Origin of the sequence: Clostridium sp. D33t1_170424_F3, from assembly GCF_015667585.1 — a bacterium.
Lineage (GTDB): Bacteria > Bacillota > Clostridia > Oscillospirales > Acutalibacteraceae > Anaeromassilibacillus.
Genome location: NZ_JADPEG010000002.1, coordinates 60,807 through 78,691, shown reverse-complemented (window position 1 = coordinate 78,691; position 17,885 = coordinate 60,807). Strand labels below are relative to the sequence as shown.

General features: G+C 56.8%; 12 protein-coding genes. 6 read left to right on the top strand and 6 right to left on the bottom strand.

What is annotated here, in order from left to right; all coding sequences use genetic code 11:
- Window positions 1-102: 102 nt before the first annotated feature.
- The 4 genes from adhE to I4V53_RS01785 all read right to left on the bottom strand — a co-directional run bounded on the left by adhE (window position 103) and on the right by I4V53_RS01785 (window position 7,016).
- A complete protein-coding gene (gene adhE / locus I4V53_RS01800; protein ID WP_286166988.1) occupies window positions 103-2,805 on the bottom strand; it encodes a bifunctional acetaldehyde-CoA/alcohol dehydrogenase in 2,703 nt (900 codons plus the stop codon).
- Window positions 2,806-3,102: 297 nt separating this feature from the next.
- On the bottom strand, window positions 3,103-3,759 hold the full coding sequence (locus tag I4V53_RS01795) for a redox-sensing transcriptional repressor Rex (protein WP_195983704.1): 657 nt from the start codon (window positions 3,757-3,759) through the stop codon (window positions 3,103-3,105).
- Window positions 3,760-3,843: 84 nt separating this feature from the next.
- Window positions 3,844-5,055: an NADP-dependent isocitrate dehydrogenase gene (locus I4V53_RS01790; RefSeq protein WP_195983703.1), complete on the bottom strand. Its 1,212-nt coding sequence runs from the start codon at window positions 5,053-5,055 to the stop codon at window positions 3,844-3,846.
- Window positions 5,056-5,081: 26 nt separating this feature from the next.
- Window positions 5,082-7,016: an aconitate hydratase gene (locus I4V53_RS01785; protein ID WP_195983702.1), complete on the bottom strand. Its 1,935-nt coding sequence runs from the start codon at window positions 7,014-7,016 to the stop codon at window positions 5,082-5,084.
- 483 nt (window positions 7,017-7,499) lie between these two features.
- Here I4V53_RS01785 and I4V53_RS01780 point away from each other — a divergent pair, with 483 nt between their 5' ends.
- The 6 genes from I4V53_RS01780 to I4V53_RS01755 all read left to right on the top strand — a co-directional run bounded on the left by I4V53_RS01780 (window position 7,500) and on the right by I4V53_RS01755 (window position 15,933).
- Window positions 7,500-8,312 (top strand): ClpP family protease, encoded by an 813-nt coding sequence (locus tag I4V53_RS01780; protein ID WP_502709349.1) that lies wholly within the window; start codon window positions 7,500-7,502, stop codon window positions 8,310-8,312.
- Between the two features lie 116 nt (window positions 8,313-8,428).
- Complete coding sequence (locus I4V53_RS01775) at window positions 8,429-11,032, top strand: FtsK/SpoIIIE family DNA translocase (protein WP_353616456.1); 2,604 nt, start codon at window positions 8,429-8,431, stop codon at window positions 11,030-11,032.
- A 169-nt stretch (window positions 11,033-11,201) separates the two neighbouring features.
- Window positions 11,202-13,079, top strand: coding sequence for a YgiQ family radical SAM protein (locus I4V53_RS01770; protein WP_195983701.1), 1,878 nt, complete (start codon window positions 11,202-11,204; stop codon window positions 13,077-13,079).
- A 2-nt stretch (window positions 13,080-13,081) separates the two neighbouring features.
- Window positions 13,082-13,999 (top strand): ComEC/Rec2 family competence protein, encoded by a 918-nt coding sequence (locus I4V53_RS01765; protein ID WP_195983700.1) that lies wholly within the window; start codon window positions 13,082-13,084, stop codon window positions 13,997-13,999.
- Window positions 14,000-14,069: 70 nt separating this feature from the next.
- The gene (locus I4V53_RS01760; protein ID WP_195983699.1) at window positions 14,070-14,288 is read left to right on the top strand and encodes a DUF3006 domain-containing protein; all 219 of its coding nucleotides are present in this window, start codon (window positions 14,070-14,072) and stop codon (window positions 14,286-14,288) included.
- 175 nt (window positions 14,289-14,463) lie between these two features.
- Window positions 14,464-15,933, top strand: coding sequence for an NADP-dependent glyceraldehyde-3-phosphate dehydrogenase (locus I4V53_RS01755; RefSeq protein ID WP_195983698.1), 1,470 nt, complete (start codon window positions 14,464-14,466; stop codon window positions 15,931-15,933).
- A 245-nt stretch (window positions 15,934-16,178) separates the two neighbouring features.
- On the opposite strand, the gene I4V53_RS01750 is transcribed toward I4V53_RS01755, so the two are convergent.
- Together I4V53_RS01750 and I4V53_RS01745 are read right to left on the bottom strand one after the other, a co-directional pair.
- Window positions 16,179-16,985 carry an ABC transporter ATP-binding protein gene (locus I4V53_RS01750; protein WP_195983697.1) on the bottom strand — a complete coding sequence of 269 codons (807 nt, stop codon included), beginning with the start codon at window positions 16,983-16,985 and terminating at the stop codon, window positions 16,179-16,181.
- Complete coding sequence (locus I4V53_RS01745; RefSeq protein ID WP_195983696.1) at window positions 16,963-17,877, bottom strand: ABC transporter permease; 915 nt, start codon at window positions 17,875-17,877, stop codon at window positions 16,963-16,965. The genes I4V53_RS01750 and I4V53_RS01745 overlap by 23 nt, the downstream gene beginning before the upstream one ends.
- Window positions 17,878-17,885 lie beyond the last annotated feature (8 nt).

Below are 17,885 nucleotides of genomic sequence, written 5' to 3'. Positions count from 1 at the left end.
TACCTGATATTCGTAACAAGATTATAACGGCATTTTGTACAAAAGTCAAGCAGAGGCAGAGCCCGGCGTCAAACTGCGCCGGGCTGCCCTGCCGCGCCTGCGTCAGGCGTGCGTATGGGGCGGAAAATAGGATTTTGCGTAGATATCGCGGATCTCGCTGATGAGCGGGTAGCGCGGGTTCGCCGTGGTGCACTGGTCCTCGTGCGCGCGTTCGGAAAGTGCCTGCAGGTTGTCGAAAAAGACCTTTTCCTCCACACCGCAGGCCTGGATGCTGGTGGGGCAGTCCAGTTCCTTCTCCAGGCGATAGATTGCCTCAATCAGGTTGTGCACGCTCTCTTCCGTCGTTTTACCGCGGCAGCCGATAAACTCCGCGATCTTGGCATACTTCTGATCCGCAATGAACTTTTCATATTTGGGGAACGCCGGGAATTTGGTGGGCTTTTGTGCATTATAGGCGATCACATGGGGCAGGATGACGGCATTGGCACGCCCGTGCGGGATGTGGTATTCGCCGCCCAGCTTATGCGCCATCGAGTGGTTCAGCCCCAGAAACGCATTGGTGAACGCCATGCCCGCGATGCAGGAGGCGTTGTGCATTTTCTCTCGCGCTTCCGGGTCTGCGCCGCCGTTGCGGTAGGCGCGCGGCAGGTAGTCGAATACCATGCCGATGGCCTGCAGCGCGAGCCCATCCGTGTAGTCGCTTGCCATGATAGAAACATATGCTTCAATTGCGTGCGTCAGCACATCCAGACCGGTGTCTCGCGTGGCGGTCTTGGGAAGGTCGCGGACAAACTGCGGGTCGATGATTGCAACGTCGGGGCGCACCGCGTAGTCCGCCAGCGGATATTTGATATTGCCGTTCTGCCGGTCCGTGATGACGGCGAAGGAAGTCACCTCGCTGCCGGTGCCGGAAGTGGTGGGGATCGCCACCAGCTTCGCCTTTTCGCCCAGACGCGGGAATTTGTAGGCGCGCTTGCGGATGTCGAGAAATTTCAGCCGCAGGCCGTCGAACGAGGTTTCCGGATGCTCGTAAAACAGCCACATGCCTTTGGCGGCGTCCATTGCGGAGCCGCCGCCCAGCGCAATAATAACATCCGGCTCAAAGATGCGCATCGCTTCCACGCCGCGGCGGATGGTGGACACGTCCGGGTCCGGCTCCACATCGGCGTAGATTTCGGAATGGCAGTAAACCGCCCGCTTGCGCAGGTAATACAATACCTTATCCACATATCCCAGCTTGACCATGGTGGCGTCCGTCACAATAAACGCGCGCTCAATGTCCGGCATTTTCTCCAGATACTGCACGGAGCCTTCCTCAAAGTAAATCTGCGGCGGGATTTTGAACCACTGCATATTGACCCTTCTCTGCGCAATGCGCTTTTTGTTAATCAGGTTGACGGAGGAGACATTGGAGGTGGTGGAGTTGTGCCCATAGGAGCCGCAGCCCAGTGTCAAAGAGGGCGTATTGGTATTGTAAATGTCCCCGATCGCGCCCTGGGAGGAAGGGGAATTGGAGATAACGCGCCCCACCTTCATCTCTTTGCCGTAGGCCTTGATCAATTCTTCATCGGTGGAGTGGATGACGGCGGAATGGCCCAGACCGCCCAGCTCCAGCATTTTTTTCGCCATGGCGAAGCCCTCGCGGCTGTCCTTGACGACAAAGTAGGCCAGAACGGGGGAGAGTTTTTCGCGTGAGAGCGGATAATCCGGTCCCACATCCTGCAGGCGCGCGATCAGGATTTTCGTTCCCTCCGGCACATGGACGCCGCTCTGCTCCGCAATCCAGCGGGCAGGTTTTCCCACGATGTCGGGATTGACAGCCTGCGTCTGCGGATTGATGACATAGTTGGATACCTTCTCAATCTCCGCCTCATTGAGGAAATAGCAGTTGTTATCTGCCATGATGCGCTCAAAATCGTGCGCAATGACCTCGTCCACAATGACCGCCTGTTCCGAGGCGCAGATCATACCGTTGTCAAACGTTTTGGAGAGCATCAGATCCGTGCAGGCGCGCTCCAAACGGGCGGTCTTTTCAATATAGCACGGCACGTTGCCGGGGCCGACGCCCAGCGCCGGTTTGCCGGTGCTGTAGGCGGCCTTGACCATGCCGCTGCCGCCGGTTGCCAAAACCAGAGAAACGCCGGGGTGGTTCATCAACGCGTTGGTGGCCGCAATGGACGGTGCGGTGATCCACTGGATGCAGTCCTTCGGTGCGCCGGCTTTAACCGCCGCGTTGTACATCACGCGCGCCGCCTCAGAGGAGGACGCCTGCGCGCCGGGGTGGAAGCCAAAGATAATCGGATTGCGCGTTTTCATGCAAATCATCGACTTGAACATGGTGGTGGACGTCGGGTTGGTCACGGGTGTAACGCCGGCGACCACGCCCACCGGTTCCGCAACCTCCACATAGTCCTCCAGCTCGTTTTCATCGACGATACCGACGGTTTTCTGGTTTTTGATGGAATGCCAGATGTACTCCGTCGCAAACATGTTCTTGATAATTTTGTCTTCCACGACGCCGCGGCCCGTCTCTTCAAAGGCGAGCTTTGCCAGGCGCACATGCTCTTCCAGGCCGGCCAGCGCCATGGCGTGCACAATGTTGTCCACCTGCTCCTGTTCCAGCTCCATGAATTGTTCCAGCGCGGTGTTGGCTTTTTTTACCAGACGATCGACCATTTCATTGACGTCTTCCTGCGGCTCCATCGCACGCTCCCGCGCAACGGCCTCGATGGCCACATCGGTCTGTGCTTTTACCGGATCTGCCCGTTTTACGACGGGAACTCTATGTGTATTCTCTTCAGACATGCTGTTTCCTCCCGTTCTGCTTTTGATATGCGTTATTATGTCCTGCAGAGGAAACAAATATGCCGTTTTACGGAATTGCCGGACGGTTCGTATGGGAAATGAGAATGATCTCCTGGCAGGGCATTTTCTCAAAGCCGTCACTTGTCAAAGAGGGGACATACTGCACAAAGCAGGTTCTGTGATGCGTATATTTGTATATTTTGTTATGAATTATACAAATAGGATATGAAGCCGAATTTATTTGAACAGCGCAATATAAAAACGGTGCAGTTTTTACTGCACCGTTTTTTTAATACCTTATTTTTTTGCGGTTTCCGTGGGGGGAGAATTGGTAATCCGGTAACAGAGCGTCATCAGGCTGTCGTTCAGATGGACGTTTTCCACAATGGTGTCCGGATATTTCATGGTGATGTCGTAGTGGCTGAAGTTCCAGAAATTGCGGATACCCAGCCCGTACAGCCGGTCGCTCAGTGTACCAACAGCGGCGCGCGGCACGCAAAGCACCGCCATCGTCGGCTTTTCCGCCAGGCAGAACTGGTCCATCACATCCGTGCTGCGCACCACGAGCCCGTTGATGGTTTCCCCCATTTTATCCGGAGAGTTATCAAAGATTCCCGCCAGAATAAACCCTTCCGTTTCAAAGGAGAGGTGGGAAGCGATTGCCCTTCCCAGATTGCCCGCACCGACCAGAATGGCCTTATAGGAATGGGAAAGTCCCAGAATGTTGCCGATTTCCGTACAGAGCTGGTCTACCATGTAACCGTAACCCTGTTGGCCGAATCCGCCGAAGCAGTTGAGGTCCTGCCGGATTTGGGAAGCCGTCAGGCCGAGCTTGGCGGAGAGCTCGGTAGAGGAGATGCGTGTAACGCCCTTTTCATTCAGCAGCTTTAGAAAGCGGTAATACCGCGGGAGCCGCCGGATGACGGACATCGATATATTATCCCGTTTTGGCATGGTTGCAATGTCCTTTCAAAGATAGGCGGCAAAAGAAACGCTCTGTTCCCGCCTGCAATTTCGGCGTTTAAAAGTCAGGCTGGTTTACAGCATGACAGCGAGGCGCTTGTCAATTTCCTTCAGGAAGGTTTCCGTGTCGACAACGGTTTTGCCGGGAAGAGTGGAAAGGCTGGCCAGGTCTCCTGTCATAACGCCTTCTTCGATGGTCTGGATAGAGGCTTTCTCCAGCTTGTCGGCGAACGCTTCCAGTTCCGCGTTGCCGTCCAGCTCACCGCGTTTCCGCAGCGCGCCGGTCCACGCGAACAGCGTCGCCATGGAGTTGGTGGAGGTCTTTTCGCCCTTCAGATGCTTATAATAGTGGCGCTGAACGGTGCCATGCGCCGCTTCGTATTCGTATACGCCGTCCGGGGAGACCAGCACGCTGGTCATCATTGCCAGGCTGCCGAACGCGGTGGCGACCATGTCGCTCATCACGTCGCCGTCGTAGTTCTTGCAGGCCCAGATGTACCCGCCCTCGGAGCGGACCACGCGCGCGACCGCGTCGTCGATCAGGGTGTAGAAGTACTCAATGCCTGCCGCGTCGAATTTCTCTTTGTACTCCGCGTCAAAAATCTCCTGGAAAATGTCCTTAAAGCGGTGGTCGTACTGCTTGGAGATGGTATCCTTTGTGGCAAACCAGATGTCCTGTTTGGTGTCCAGTGCAAAGTTGAAGCAGGAGCGGGCGAAGCTGCCGATGCTCTTATCCAGATTGTGTACGCCCTGGATGATGCCGGACGTCTGGAAATCATGGATTGTGGAACGGCTCTCGTTGCCGTCCTTGTTCGTTACAACCAGCTCTGCTTTCGCACCTGCGGGAACCTGCATTTCCACATTGCGGTATACGTCGCCGTAGGCGTGACGCGCAATGGTGATCGGCTTTTTCCAGCTGGGGATAAAGGGCGTGATCCCCTTGACCAGGATCGGTGTGCGGAAGACTGTACCGTCCAGAATGGCGCGGATCGTGCCGTTCGGGGATTTCCACATTTCTTTCAGATTGTATTCCTCTACGCGCGCGGCGTTCGGGGTGATGGTGGCGCATTTGACGGCAACGCCGTATTTTTTGGTGGCCTCTGCGCTGTCAAAGGTAACCTGGTCGTTTGTCTCATCGCGATGCTTGAGACCCAGATCGTAATATTCCGTTTTCAGGTCGATATAGGGGTTGAGCAGGATGTCCTTAATCATCTTCCAGATGATGCGGGTCATTTCGTCGCCGTCCATTTCGACCAGCGGGGTTGTCATTTGAATTTTATCAGCCATGGGGTATCCCTCCCGAGCGATTTATTTTATTTGGATTGTTCCCTTGTATAGTTCAGCAGGCCGCCTGCGAGCACCATTTCGCGCTGACGGTCGGAGAGGACTGCTTCCGCCTCGAATTCCGTTCCCCTGGTCAGGTTTTTGACCATGATTTTGGTATTGCCCGCGATGGCGGAGCGAATGTCCGGCAGCTGGAGTTCGTCCATTTGATCCACCGTGTCGTAATCGGCCTCATTTTTAAAGACCAGCGGGATGATGCCGGCGTTTGCCAGATTGGCGCAGTGGATGCGCGCAAAGCTCTTGGCGATAACGGCCTTCACACCGAGGTACAGCGGGACCAGAGCCGCGTGCTCACGGGAGGAGCCCTGCCCGTAGTTGGCGCCGCCGATCACGATACCCTGTCCGTATTCCTTGCAGCGCGCCGGGAATTCCTTGTCGCACACGGCGAAGCAGAAATTGCTCAGGTACGGAATATTGGAGCGGTACGGCAGAATTTTTGCGCCGGCCGGCATGATGTGGTCGGTGGTGATATTGTCGCCGACCTTCAGCAGGGCCTTTGCGGTGATGGTGTCCTCCAGCGCTTCCGTAGTGGGGAATTCCTTGATGTTCGGGCCGCGCAGGACTTCCACCTGATCCATCTCGCTCTCCGGGGCGGGGGCGACCACCATGTTGTCGTTGATCAGGAACTTCTCCGGCAGTGTGACCGGCGCCTCTTCGCCGAGGGTCTGCGGGTTGGTCAATACGCCGGTAATAGCGGAAGCCGCCGCGGTTTCCGGACTGACCAGATAGACCTGTCCGTCCGCCGTGCCGGAACGTCCCTCAAAGTTGCGGTTGAAGGTGCGCAGGGAAATGCCGTTGGAGTTCGGGGACTGGCCCATGCCGATGCACGGACCGCAAGCGCATTCCAGGATGCGCGCGCCCGCGCCGATCAAATCGGCAAGCGCGCCATTCTGCGCCAGCATATTGTAAACCTGCTTGGAGCCCGGCGCAATGGACAGGCTCACATCGGGGTGTACAGTCTTGCCCTTGAGGACGGCCGCCACGCGCATCAAGTCCAGATAGGAGGAGTTGGTGCAGGAGCCGATGCAGACCTGATCGACCTTGATCGCGCCCAGCTCGTCCACGGATTTTACATTGTCCGGGCTGTGCGGGCAGGCGGCCATCGGGACCAGCTCGGAGAGGTTGATGGCAATTTCTTCGTCGTAAACAGCGTCCGGATCGGAGGCCAGCGCCACCCAGTCCGCCTCGCGTCCCTGCGCCTTCATAAAGTCGAAGGTGATTTCATCGGAGGGGAAAATGGAGGTGGTCGCGCCCAGCTCCGCGCCCATGTTGGTGATGGTCGCGCGCTCCGGAACGGTCAGGCTTTTGACGCCCTCGCCCGCGTATTCCACGATTTTGCCCACGCCGCCCTTGACGGAGAGGATCTGCAAAACCTTCAGAATGACGTCCTTGGCGGAAACCCACGGGGAAAGCTTGCCGGTCAGGTTGACGCGCAGCATTTTCGGCATGGTGATGTAGTACGCGCCGCCGCCCATTGCGACCGCCACATCCAGTCCGCCTGCGCCCATCGCGAGCATGCCGAGCCCGCCGCCGGTGGGCGTGTGGCTGTCGGAGCCGATCAGCGTTTTGCCCGGAATGCCGAAGCGCTCCAAATGCACCTGATGGCAGATGCCGTTGCCGGGGCGGGAGAACCAAATGCCGTGTTTTTTGGCGACGCTCTGAATAAAGCGGTGATCATCCGCGTTCTCAAAGCCTGTCTGCAATGTGTTGTGGTCGATGTATGCGACGCTGCGTTCCGTTTTGACGCGCGGCACGCCCATCGCTTCAAATTCCAGGTAGGCCATTGTGCCGGTGGCGTCCTGGGTCAGGGTCTGGTCAATTTTCAAGCCGATATCGCTGCCAACGGTCATTTCGCCGCTGACAAGATGGTTTTTGATGATCTTTTGCGCTAAAGTCAATCCCATACTGATCGTTCCTCCATTCATTCTTGTCCGATCTCCGATCCTTATCGTTCCAATCAGATTTTTATTATTCCTATTATCGGTCAATTTGCTCAGATTGTCAATATATTCACAGGAATTGTAAGCGCGGATTATGCAGGAAAAACAGACGTTTGCTGCACACTTGATGGACATTGTAAATGATGGTATAATAACCTCACGCCGTTAACGGAAGCAGAGCTTCCGACGGCTGGGAGAACATTGTTCCGTTATGTTGGAGGCTACGCCTCTTAATGGAATAATAACCTCACGGCGTAAACAAAATCAGAGATTTTGACGCCTGAGAGAACATTGTTCCATTGTGACGGAGGCTGCGTCTCTTTAATCGTATCATACATACAAATTAGGATAACTTGCGCCTGTACGGCAATTTTTGTGCAGGAACCGCGTATGAACAGCGGTTTCCCCGGCACACTAATGCGGTAGGAGGTGGCAAATTTGGACAAAATGTATTCTGCCATGCGTGCCGCGCGGTATTCTATCGTTCCGCCGGCAAGCAATAATGATAGCAATGACAGCGGAGAAAATAAAGAGCAAAACGACGCGCGCGAAGAAGAGCGGCGGCAAACGGAGCAGATTGTAGACACCGGTTCGGTGATCACGGGCGACGGGCGCCACATGATCCACTGCCTGACCATCATCGGGCAAATCGAAGGACATAACGTTTTGCCGTCACAGAACAAGACCACAAAATATGAGCATGTGATCCCGCAGCTGGTGGCAATTGAGGAAGAACCGCGCATCGACGGCCTTCTGATCATCCTGAACACGGTGGGCGGCGATGTGGAGGCGGGCCTCGCCCTCGCGGAGCTGGTGGCCGGAATGAAAAAGCCCACGGTTTCCCTGGTGCTGGGCGGCGGGCATTCCATCGGCGTGCCGCTCGCGGTCGCAGCCAAGCATTCATTCATCGCGTCAAGCGCGACCATGACCATTCATCCGGTGCGGATGAACGGCCTGATGCTCGGCGTGCCGCAGACGCTGGAGTATTTTCAGCGCATGCAGGAGCGGATCACGCAGTTTGTCACGGACAATTCCCACATCACGCCGCAGCGGTTTTACGACCTTGCGATGAACACGGAGGAGCTGGTGATGGACGTTGGCACCGTGCTGGACGGCCCGGACGCCGTGCGGGAAGGGCTGATCGATTCGCTGGGCAGCCTGTCCGATGCGATCGACTGTCTGTATAAGATGATCGACAAGGACAAGAAGGCGGCAAAAAAGCCCGCCAAATCGACAAAGAAAACCGGCAAGAAAGCGTAAAATAAAGCTTTGCGGCGGAAGAAAACAGTTGATAAGCGCGGTTCGCCGCGCTTTTACATAATTTGCGGATTTTAAAAATTTATACAAGCGTTTACCGCTTGAAATCAGGTGATAAAGTGGCTGGAAAGTACGAAAAACAAACGCAAAGCCCCAAAAAGAAGGCCCCTCCCAAACGGGCGGCGGCCGATCCGAAGGCCCGCCGCCAGGCGGAAAAGCAGCGCGCTGCCAACCGGCGCGCGCAGGAACCAAAGCTCACCAAGGAGGAGCGGGAAGCGAAACGCGCGGAGGAAGCAAAGCAGCGCAACCAGATTGTTGCAATTCTGCTGTTTGCTTTGTCTATCTTCATGGCGTGCCTGGTGCTGATTGAAGGCGACCATGTCTGGTTCTGGCTGCACAGCGTTTTGATGGGCCTGTTTGGCACCTGTTCCATCCTGTGGCCGGTCCTGCTGCTGTACATATCGGTCGTTACGGCCTTTGAACGAAAGAGCAGCCGGATGCGGGGCCGGGTTGGCCTGATGGTGGGCATCATCGTGCTGGTGTGCGCCGCCTTTTACATCTTTGCGGAGCATTCCGCCGAGGGTGTGTCCTATTTTCAGGAGCTGGGAAAGTTGTACGGCGAGGGCATTTCCCGCAGCGGCGCAGGGCTGGTCAGCGGGCTGATCGGCATTCCCCTGGTGGCTGCGCTTGGGAGCGTCGGCGCGCGGATCGTGATCGTTCTGCTTCTGTTTGTGGCGGTGATGATTCTGACCGGCACCAGCCTGGTACAGCTGTTCCGTGCGGTGACCAAGCCGGCGGAGGCGGTCGCCAGCAACATCGGCGAGGCGCGGGAACGCTGGCAGATGGAGCGGAACCGGCAGGATCCCATCGACATCGCGCTGGATGCGGAGGACGAAAACAGGCTGCCCGCGCATCCGGTGAAGTCGGCCAAGCCGGTTAAAAATGAGAAGCTGGAAAAGCTGGAGAAGGTGTTCAGCACGCCGGATCCGGTGCTCAATAAAGAGAAGCCGAAACCGAACCCGGCGGAAACCGCAGAAGCGCTCAGTAAACCGATCGGTTTGCAGCCGACGGAATCGGCGGTGGAGCCGGTCAAGGACCCCTCCGGTTCCACGGAAGCCGCTGCCGCGTTTATCCGCAAAATGACGGAGAAAAAGCCACCGGAACCAGCCAAGCCCGCCCCGGAAATTCAACTTACCATGCTGGACGAGCCGCCGATGGACGGGGACTATCATTTCCCGCCTGCTTCCATGCTGGAGGTTTCCAAAGCGGTGGACGAGTCAGAAATTGCAAATGAATTGCAGACAAACGGAAAGCGTCTGGTTGAAGCGCTCAAGAGCTTCGGCGTGCAGACAAAAATTCTGGATATATCCCGCGGCCCGGCGGTCACCCGCTATGAATTACAGCCCGCGTCGGGCGTCAAAATCAGTAAGATCACCAATCTGGCGGACGATATTGCGATGAACCTCGCGGCTTCCGGCGTGCGTATCGAGGCGCCGATTCCCGGTAAGGCCGCCGTGGGCATCGAGGTGCCGAACCAGAAGGTCAGCGTGGTGCGCATGCGCGAACTGATCGAATCCAATGCGTTTGCCACCAGCAAAAGCCGCCTGACCGTCGTGCTGGGCCGCGACATTGCGGGCGCAATCGCCACGGCGGATCTGGCAAAGATGCCCCATCTGCTGATTGCCGGTTCCACCGGTTCCGGTAAATCGGTCTGCATCAACTCATTGATTGTCAGTTTATTGTATAAATCCACGCCGGACGAGGTCCGCTTTTTGATGATCGACCCAAAGGTTGTGGAGCTGGGTATTTACAACGGCATCCCGCAATTGCTGGTCCCGGTGGTGACCGATCCGCGCAAAGCGGCGGGCGCGCTGAGCTGGGCCGTGACGGAGATGCTCAAGCGCTATAAAATTTTTGCGGAAAACAATGTGCGCGATCTGGCGGCGTATAATCGTCTTGCTTCCTCCTGCGGCTACCAGACGGAGGACGGGCAGCCGATGCAGCATATGCCGCAGATCGTCATTATCATCGACGAGCTGGCGGACCTGATGATGGCCGCGCCAAACGAGGTGGAGGATTCCATCTGCCGTCTGGCACAGATGGCGCGCGCTGCCGGTATGCATCTGGTCATTGCGACGCAGCGTCCGTCCGTGGACGTCATTACGGGTATTATCAAGGCCAACATTCCCAGCCGTATCGCGTTTGCGGTTTCGTCCCAGGTGGATTCCCGCACGATTCTCGATATGGGCGGCGCTGAAAAGCTGCTGGGGCGCGGCGATATGCTGTTCTCCCCGGTGGGTTCGCCCAAACCGATCCGGATTCAGGGCTGCTTTGTCAGCGACAGCGAGATTGAAAGCGTCGTCAGTTTTGTAAAGAAATCACAGGAGCCGGGTTACGACCAGGGCATTGTGGAGGAAATCGAAAAGAACGCCGTGGCGGAAAAGAGCAGCAGCGGCGCGGACACGGACACTTCCGATACGGATCCGATGATGCAGGAGGCGATCAAATGCGTGGTGGAGGCCGGCCAGGCGTCCACGTCCCTTTTGCAGCGCCGTCTCCGCCTGGGCTATGCACGCGCGGGCAGGTTGATCGATGAGATGGAGCAGATGGGGATTGTCGGTCCGCACGAAGGCAGCAAGCCGCGCCAGGTGCTGATTACCTACCAGCAGTGGCTGGAGATGAGCATGCGTGTCAACGATGAACAAAACAGCCAGCAGGGCTGATGTTTAAAGAACCGGGGTCTGTATCACAATATGGTTTGCGCGAAATTCCGGCTGGATCAGAGGGATTCTCCTCCGCCAAAGGCGGGGGAGAATCGTCAATTCAGCCAATCTTTGTGGGGGTTCAGCGAATCGTGATACAACCCCCTATTTTGTTAACAGGGGAATAGATATGGCTTTTTTACCGATCACAAAAGAAGAGATGGAGCAGCGCGGCTGGGATGCGCCGGATTTTGTACTGGTGACAGGCGACGCCTATGTTGACCACCCGACCTTTGGCACAGCGATCATTTCGCGTGTGCTGGAAAGCTACGGATACCGCGTGGCGATCCTGTCCCAGCCCAACTGGCGTACGGACGAGGATTTCCGCCGTTTCGGCATGCCGAAACTGGCCTTTCTGGTCAACGCCGGAAACATTGATTCCATGGTGGCACACTATACCGTTGCCAAAAACCGCCGGAAAACGGACGCCTATTCGCCGGGAAGCAAGCCCGGCCTGCGCCCGGACCGCGCGACCATCGTCTACACGCAGAAGCTGAAGGAGCTGTATCCGGACACGCCGGTAATCATCGCTGGGCTGGAAGCCTCCCTGCGCCGGTTTGCCCACTACGACTATTGGGACGACCGGGTGCGCCCTTCGATTCTGGTTGAGTCCGGCGCGGACCTGCTTTCCTACGGGATGGGAGAAAAGCAGGCCGTTGAGATCGCCGGGCGCTTGCTGGACGGGGAGCCGATCCAAAGCATCACCGATGTGCGCGGCACCTGTTATCTGGTCCCCACCAGGGAATACCGGCCCGGCCCGGCGGTGGAATGCCCCTCTTTTGAGCAGGTCAGCACAAATAAGCGGGAATACGCGGTCTCCTGCCGGAAACAGCAGGATGAGCAGGACGCCGTACGCGGAAAAAGGGTGATTCAGCGCCATGAGGACCGGATATTGGTGCAGAATCCGCCGATGGCGCCGCTGACGCAGGAGGAGCTGGACGCGGTCTACGAGCTGCCCTATGAGCGCACGTATCATCCCAGCTATGAAAAGCTGGGCGGGGTTCCCGCGATTCAGGAGGTGGAGTTCTCCATCACGCATAACCGCGGCTGCTTTGGGGCGTGTAATTTCTGCTCCATTGCGTTCCATCAGGGGCGCGCGGTCACCGTGCGCAGTGAGGAATCCGTTCTGCGCGAGGCAAAGCTTCTGACCGCGAACCCACATTTTAAAGGATATATCCACGACGTGGGCGGCCCGACGGCGAACTTCCGCCAGCCGTCCTGCAAAAAGCAGGAAACCCAGGGGCTTTGTCCGGGTAAAAAATGTCTTGCGCCGAAGGCCTGCCCGGCTTTACAGGTGGACCACAGCGAATACCTCGACATGCTGCGCAAACTGCGCTCTCTGCCCAAAGTGAAGAAGGTGTTTATCCGTTCCGGCATCCGGTTTGATTATCTGATGGAAGAAAAGGACGACGCTTTTTTCCGGGAACTGGTGGAGCATCACGTCAGCGGGCAGCTGAAGGTCGCGCCGGAGCACTGCACCGCGCGCGTGCTGGACTGCATGGGCAAGCCGCATATCGAAACGTATCTTGCGTTCCAAAAGCGCTTTTTCAAGCTGACCAGGGAGGCCGGTAAGGAACAGTATCTGGTGCCATACCTGATGTCCTCCCATCCGGGGAGTACGCTGCAGGACGCGGTGGAACTGGCGCTGTTCATCAAGAAAAACCGCCTGCACCCGGAGCAGGTGCAGGACTTTTACCCAACGCCCGGCACCATTTCCACCTGCATGTTTTATACGGGACTGGACCCGTACACGATGAAAGAAGTCTATGTGCCGCGCGACAACAAAGAAAAGGCCATGCAGCGCGCGCTGATGCAGTATTTTATTCCAAAGAACAAACCGTTGGTGATTGAGGCGTTGAAGCTGGCGGGACGTACGGACCTGATCGGCAAGGGGGAAAACTGTCTGGTATGGGGAACGGTTCCCGGTGCAAAAAGGGAAGCGCCGGACAGAAATCACCGGAAGAAGCCGCAGAAGCGCGGCAAGCCCGCCGTAAGAAAGAGAAAATAATTATGCACGGAGACTTGCAGAAAACCGCGCTGCGCCCCGGGCTGGTTGTTCTCGCCGTACTGGTGCTGGTCTGCGCGTGCATTCCGGCCTCAGCGGGGAGCTGGCACAGGCTGGGAAAGCTTTGTGGCCTAAACGATTTTTCCGACGCCGCGGATGACGTGCCTTTCTCTCTGCATGTGCTGGAGGTCGGCAAGGCGGACAGCCTCCTGCTGGAATGCGGCGGGGAGGCGATGCTGGTGGACGGCGGCACGGCAGACCGCGGGGAGGAGGTTGCCCGTTACCTTCGTCGGCGCGGCTGGGACTCCCTCCGGTATGTGGTCAACAGCCATCCGGACGCCGATCACATTGGCGGTTTGGCCGGTGTGCTGGAGGACTTTTCTGTGGGGACGTACTTTTGTCCAAGGCTTCCCGACTCTTTGCTGCCGGATACGGAGGAGTTCCGTGCGGTGAAAAACGCGCTGGCCCAAAAGAAGATGGAGCCGGTTTATCCGGCGGATGGGCAGTCGTTGTTTCTGGGAGAAGCGGAAATCACGGTCTTTCAACCGCAGGTTGAAGCGAAAAACCTCAATAATAGCTCTTTGATCCTTTACGTTTCGTATAAAAACACTTCGTTTTTACTGATGGGAGACGCCGAGTCGGAAGAAGAGGAGGCGCTCCTGGCGCAGAATTGCAATCTCAGGGCGGATGTGCTGAAAGTAGGCCATCACGGCAGTGAAACTTCCACCGGAAAGGAACTGCTGAACGCGGTTTCTCCGCGATATGCGGCTATCTCTGTCACCAACGACCGGAATAACCTGCCCCGGGTGAAGGTGCTGCGCCGCCTGCAGGCGGCGGGGGTCGAGGTGTGCCGTACGGACGTCAGCGGTACGCTGCTTTTCCTGAGCGACGGAAAAGAAGTACAGCTCTTAACGGAACGCTGAAGCGCCTCTTGCATCGCGGCGCAATTTCCGATATGATTAGAGAAAATGAAAAATAAAGGAGGAATTTCCTGTGCGGATATTGGTCATCGACCGGTTTGAAGGTACGTTCGCCATTTGTGAAAACGAGGAGCAGAAACTCTTTGCCATTGAAACGTCGGAGCTGCCGCAAGGCGCGGCGGAGGGATCGGTCCTGGAGATCGACGAGGAAGGGACTATCCGGGTCAACGAAGAAAAGACGGCGGCGCGCCGTTCCAAGGTAAAAAAACTGCAGGACAGCCTGTGGAAATAAGCGAAGGCCTCCCGTTTCCCTGCTGGAAAATGGGAGGCTTTTTGCTTTGTTTCCTTGTTTTATATGCTGAAAATAGCGGGACTGAGGTTGGTTTTCCCTTTATGCAGGCAAAGCCTTGTGTATTTTCCTTCCAGAAAGAGAATACTATGAAGGAGAATCAAAAGGGGGCTGACATATGTTTCAGAATACCATACAGGGAGAAACCGTCTACGGGAACCTTTTAAACGGGGAATGGGTGGAGTCCGCATCGGGCCGTTTGCTGGAAATCCGGTCGCCCGTGGACGGCAGTCTGGTCGGGAAAATACAGGCCATGACAAAGGAAGAGGTAACAGAGGCTATTCAGGATACAAAGCTGCACGGGAAAACGTGGGCGGAATGGCCCATCCATGAACGGGCGGAAATTTTTTACCGTGCGGCAGACCTGCTGGAAGAACGCGCGGAGGAAATTGCGGACATCCTGACCATGGAGGTAGCCAAGGAACGAAAATCGGCGTTGTCTGAGATCGTCCGTTCCGCGGACCTGCTGCGGTATACGGCGGACATGGGGAAAAGCATGGAGGGGCAGGCGATCAGCGGGGAAAATTTCCCCGGCGGTTCGCGCCGGAAAATGTCCTTTGTGTGCCGGGTGCCGCTGGGAACCGTGCTGGCAATTTCGCCGTTTAACTACCCGGTCAACCTCTCCGTTTCCAAGATTGCCCCGGCGCTGATCGGCGGCAATACCGTGGTGCTTAAGCCTGCCACCCAGGGCGCGGTCAGCGCGCTGCACCTGGCGGACGTTTTGCAGAGCGCCGGGCTGCCGGGCGGCGTACTCAACACGATTACAGGGCGCGGCAGTGAGATCGGCGACTATATTGTGACGCAGGATGGGATCGATTTCATCAATTTCACCGGCAGTACGGAAATCGGGCAGCATATCTCCAGCCTGGCCCGCATGACGCCCCTGCTGCTGGAGCTGGGCGGCAAGGACGCCGCAATTGTGCTGGAGGACGCGGACCTCGATTTTGCAGCCAATACCATTGCGGACGGCGCGTTTTCCTATTCCGGGCAGCGCTGTACCGCGGTGAAACGCGTGTTGGCAACGGATGCGGTGGCCGATCAGCTGGTGGGGAAATTGAAAACTCGCGTAGAACAAATGAAGGTCGGTGACCCGCGCGAGGGCGCCATGATTACGCCGCTGATCGATGAAAAAGCAGCGGAGTCGGCGCAGAAGCTGATTGAGGACGCGCTGGAAAAAGGCGCTCACCTGCTTACCGGAAATAAGCGCGAGAAAAATCTGGTCTATCCCACGCTCCTGGACCACGTGACAAAGGAGATGGAGGTTGCGTGGATCGAACCGTTTGCGCCGATTTTACCGGTCATTCGGGTGAAGAGTGTGGAACAGGCGATTGAAATTGCCAACCAGTCGGAATACGGTTTGCAGTCCTCCGTCTTTACAAACGACATCAACAAGGCGTTTTCCATCGCGGAGCAGCTGGAAGTCGGCACTGTGCAGATCAACAACAAGACGGAGCGCGGACCGGATCACTTCCCGTTCCTGGGCGTAAAGGCGTCCGGTATGGGAACGCAGGGCATCCGCTACTCCATCGAGGCGATGACCAGGCCGAAGGCGATCACCGTAAACCTGCGCGACGAAGATTTGTCATAACCGGCAAAATCCGAGTGCGCGAAGGGATAAATCGAATCAAGCATAAAAAGGCGCTCCTGCCGGCTGATTCAGCCGCGCAGGAGCGCCTTTTCAATTGATTGTGTTTAATAACCTGCGCAAAAGAAATTGTCGGGCATATTAAAACGATAAAAACAGGTATTTGCTATTTCCGTCCGGCGCTGCCGTACTTCCAATTCAATGCGACAAAAAGGACCGGCCGTGCGTGCAGGCTTAGTCTGCCCCACTCAGTTGCCGTCTTCGAGGCTGATCTGGTTGAACTTTTCGGTGAGGTCGCGGGTGCTGAGGGCGGATTTCTGTTCGTCTGCCGCATCCAGCACAATGGAGCCGCGGTGCATCATAATCATCCGGTCACCATAGTTGATCGCAAATTTCAGATTGTGCGTCACCATCAGTGTAGTCAGCTTTTTTTCATGCACAATGCGTTCCGTCAGCTGCATCACATTTTCAGACGATTTTGGGTCCAGCGCGGCGGTGTGTTCGTCCAGAATCAGCAGGTCGATGGGCGTCATGGTGCAGATCAGGAGCGCGAGCGCCTGCCGCTGTCCCCCGGAAAGGCTGCCCACAGAGAGGTTGAGTTTATCCTCCAGCCCGAGCTTCAACAGTTCCAGCTGGGTGCGGTAGGCGTCGATCCGCTTTTTGTTGACGCCGCGCCGCAGGTTGTAAGCGCCGCCCTTGTTGTCCGCCAGCGCCATGTTTTCCAGAATCGTCAGCTCCGGGCAGGTGCCCTTGCCGGGATCCTGAAAGACGCGTCCAATAAATTTGGAGTGCTGGTATTCTTTTAGTCGCGTGATATCCCGTCCGCCTACCGCAATGGTCCCGCTGTCCACCGGGATGCTGCCGCACAGCAGATTTAAAATGGTGGTCTTTCCGGACCCGTTGCTGCCCACCACGGAGATAAACTGCCCTTCTTTGATGGAGAGGTTAAAATCCTGAAATAAAACGACTTCGTTGACGGAATGCGGGTTGAACGTCTTGTAGATATGTTCCATCCGTACGAGCGCGTTTCCGTCAGATTTGGGTTGGGTTGACATGTTGCTTTCTCCTCCTTCCGGACAGCAGGTTGTTGGAAACCAGCGCGAGCGTGAACAGGACCGCCATCAGCAGCTTCAGGAAATTGGTCGGCAGCCCCAGCTGCATGGCGATCACAAGGCAGGCCTTGTAGAGGATTGCGCCGAATACGACGGACAGGGTCGGCTTGATAAATTTTACCTTGCGGAACAGGCTGGTGCCGATGATTACGGAAGCCAACGCCATGACCACCATGCCGGTGCCGCTGCTGACATTGGCAGATTCGCCCTGCTGCGCGAGGATGCAGCCCGCCAAGGCGGTGCAGGCGTTCCCGATGGCCAGGCCGATGATTTTCATGGTGCCGGGATTTTTGCCCAGAGAGGTGACGTACTGCGCGTTGTTGCCGGACGCGCGCAGCAGCAGGCCGGACCGGGTTTTCAAGTATGCGTCCAGCAGCAGCTTGACGATCAGGCAGACGATCCCCGCCAGGATCACGATGCGGTAGGGGGATGCCGCCTCCGGCAGGAGCGCCGCGGGGCCGGCGTTAAAAATGGTGTCCATGTTGTAAAAGGGCAGGATCGAGCTGCCGCCGGTGATCACCAGGTTGACGCTCCACAGGCCCGTCATCACCAGGATGCCGGAGAGCAGATCGGTGATTCCCAGCTTGACATGCAGCAATCCGGTGACACAGCCCGCCAGCCCGCCGCATACAAATGCGATCAGGCAGGCCAGCCACGGATTGACGCCCGCCGTGATCAGCGCCGCTGTAACGCATGCGCCCAGCGGGAAGGTACCGTCCACCGAAAGGTCCGGAAAATCCAGCACCGTATAGGTGATGTAGACGCCGATTGCCATGATGCCGTAGATGAAGCCCTCTTCCAGGACGTTAATCAATAGCCCAAGTGCGATATCCATAAAAATCG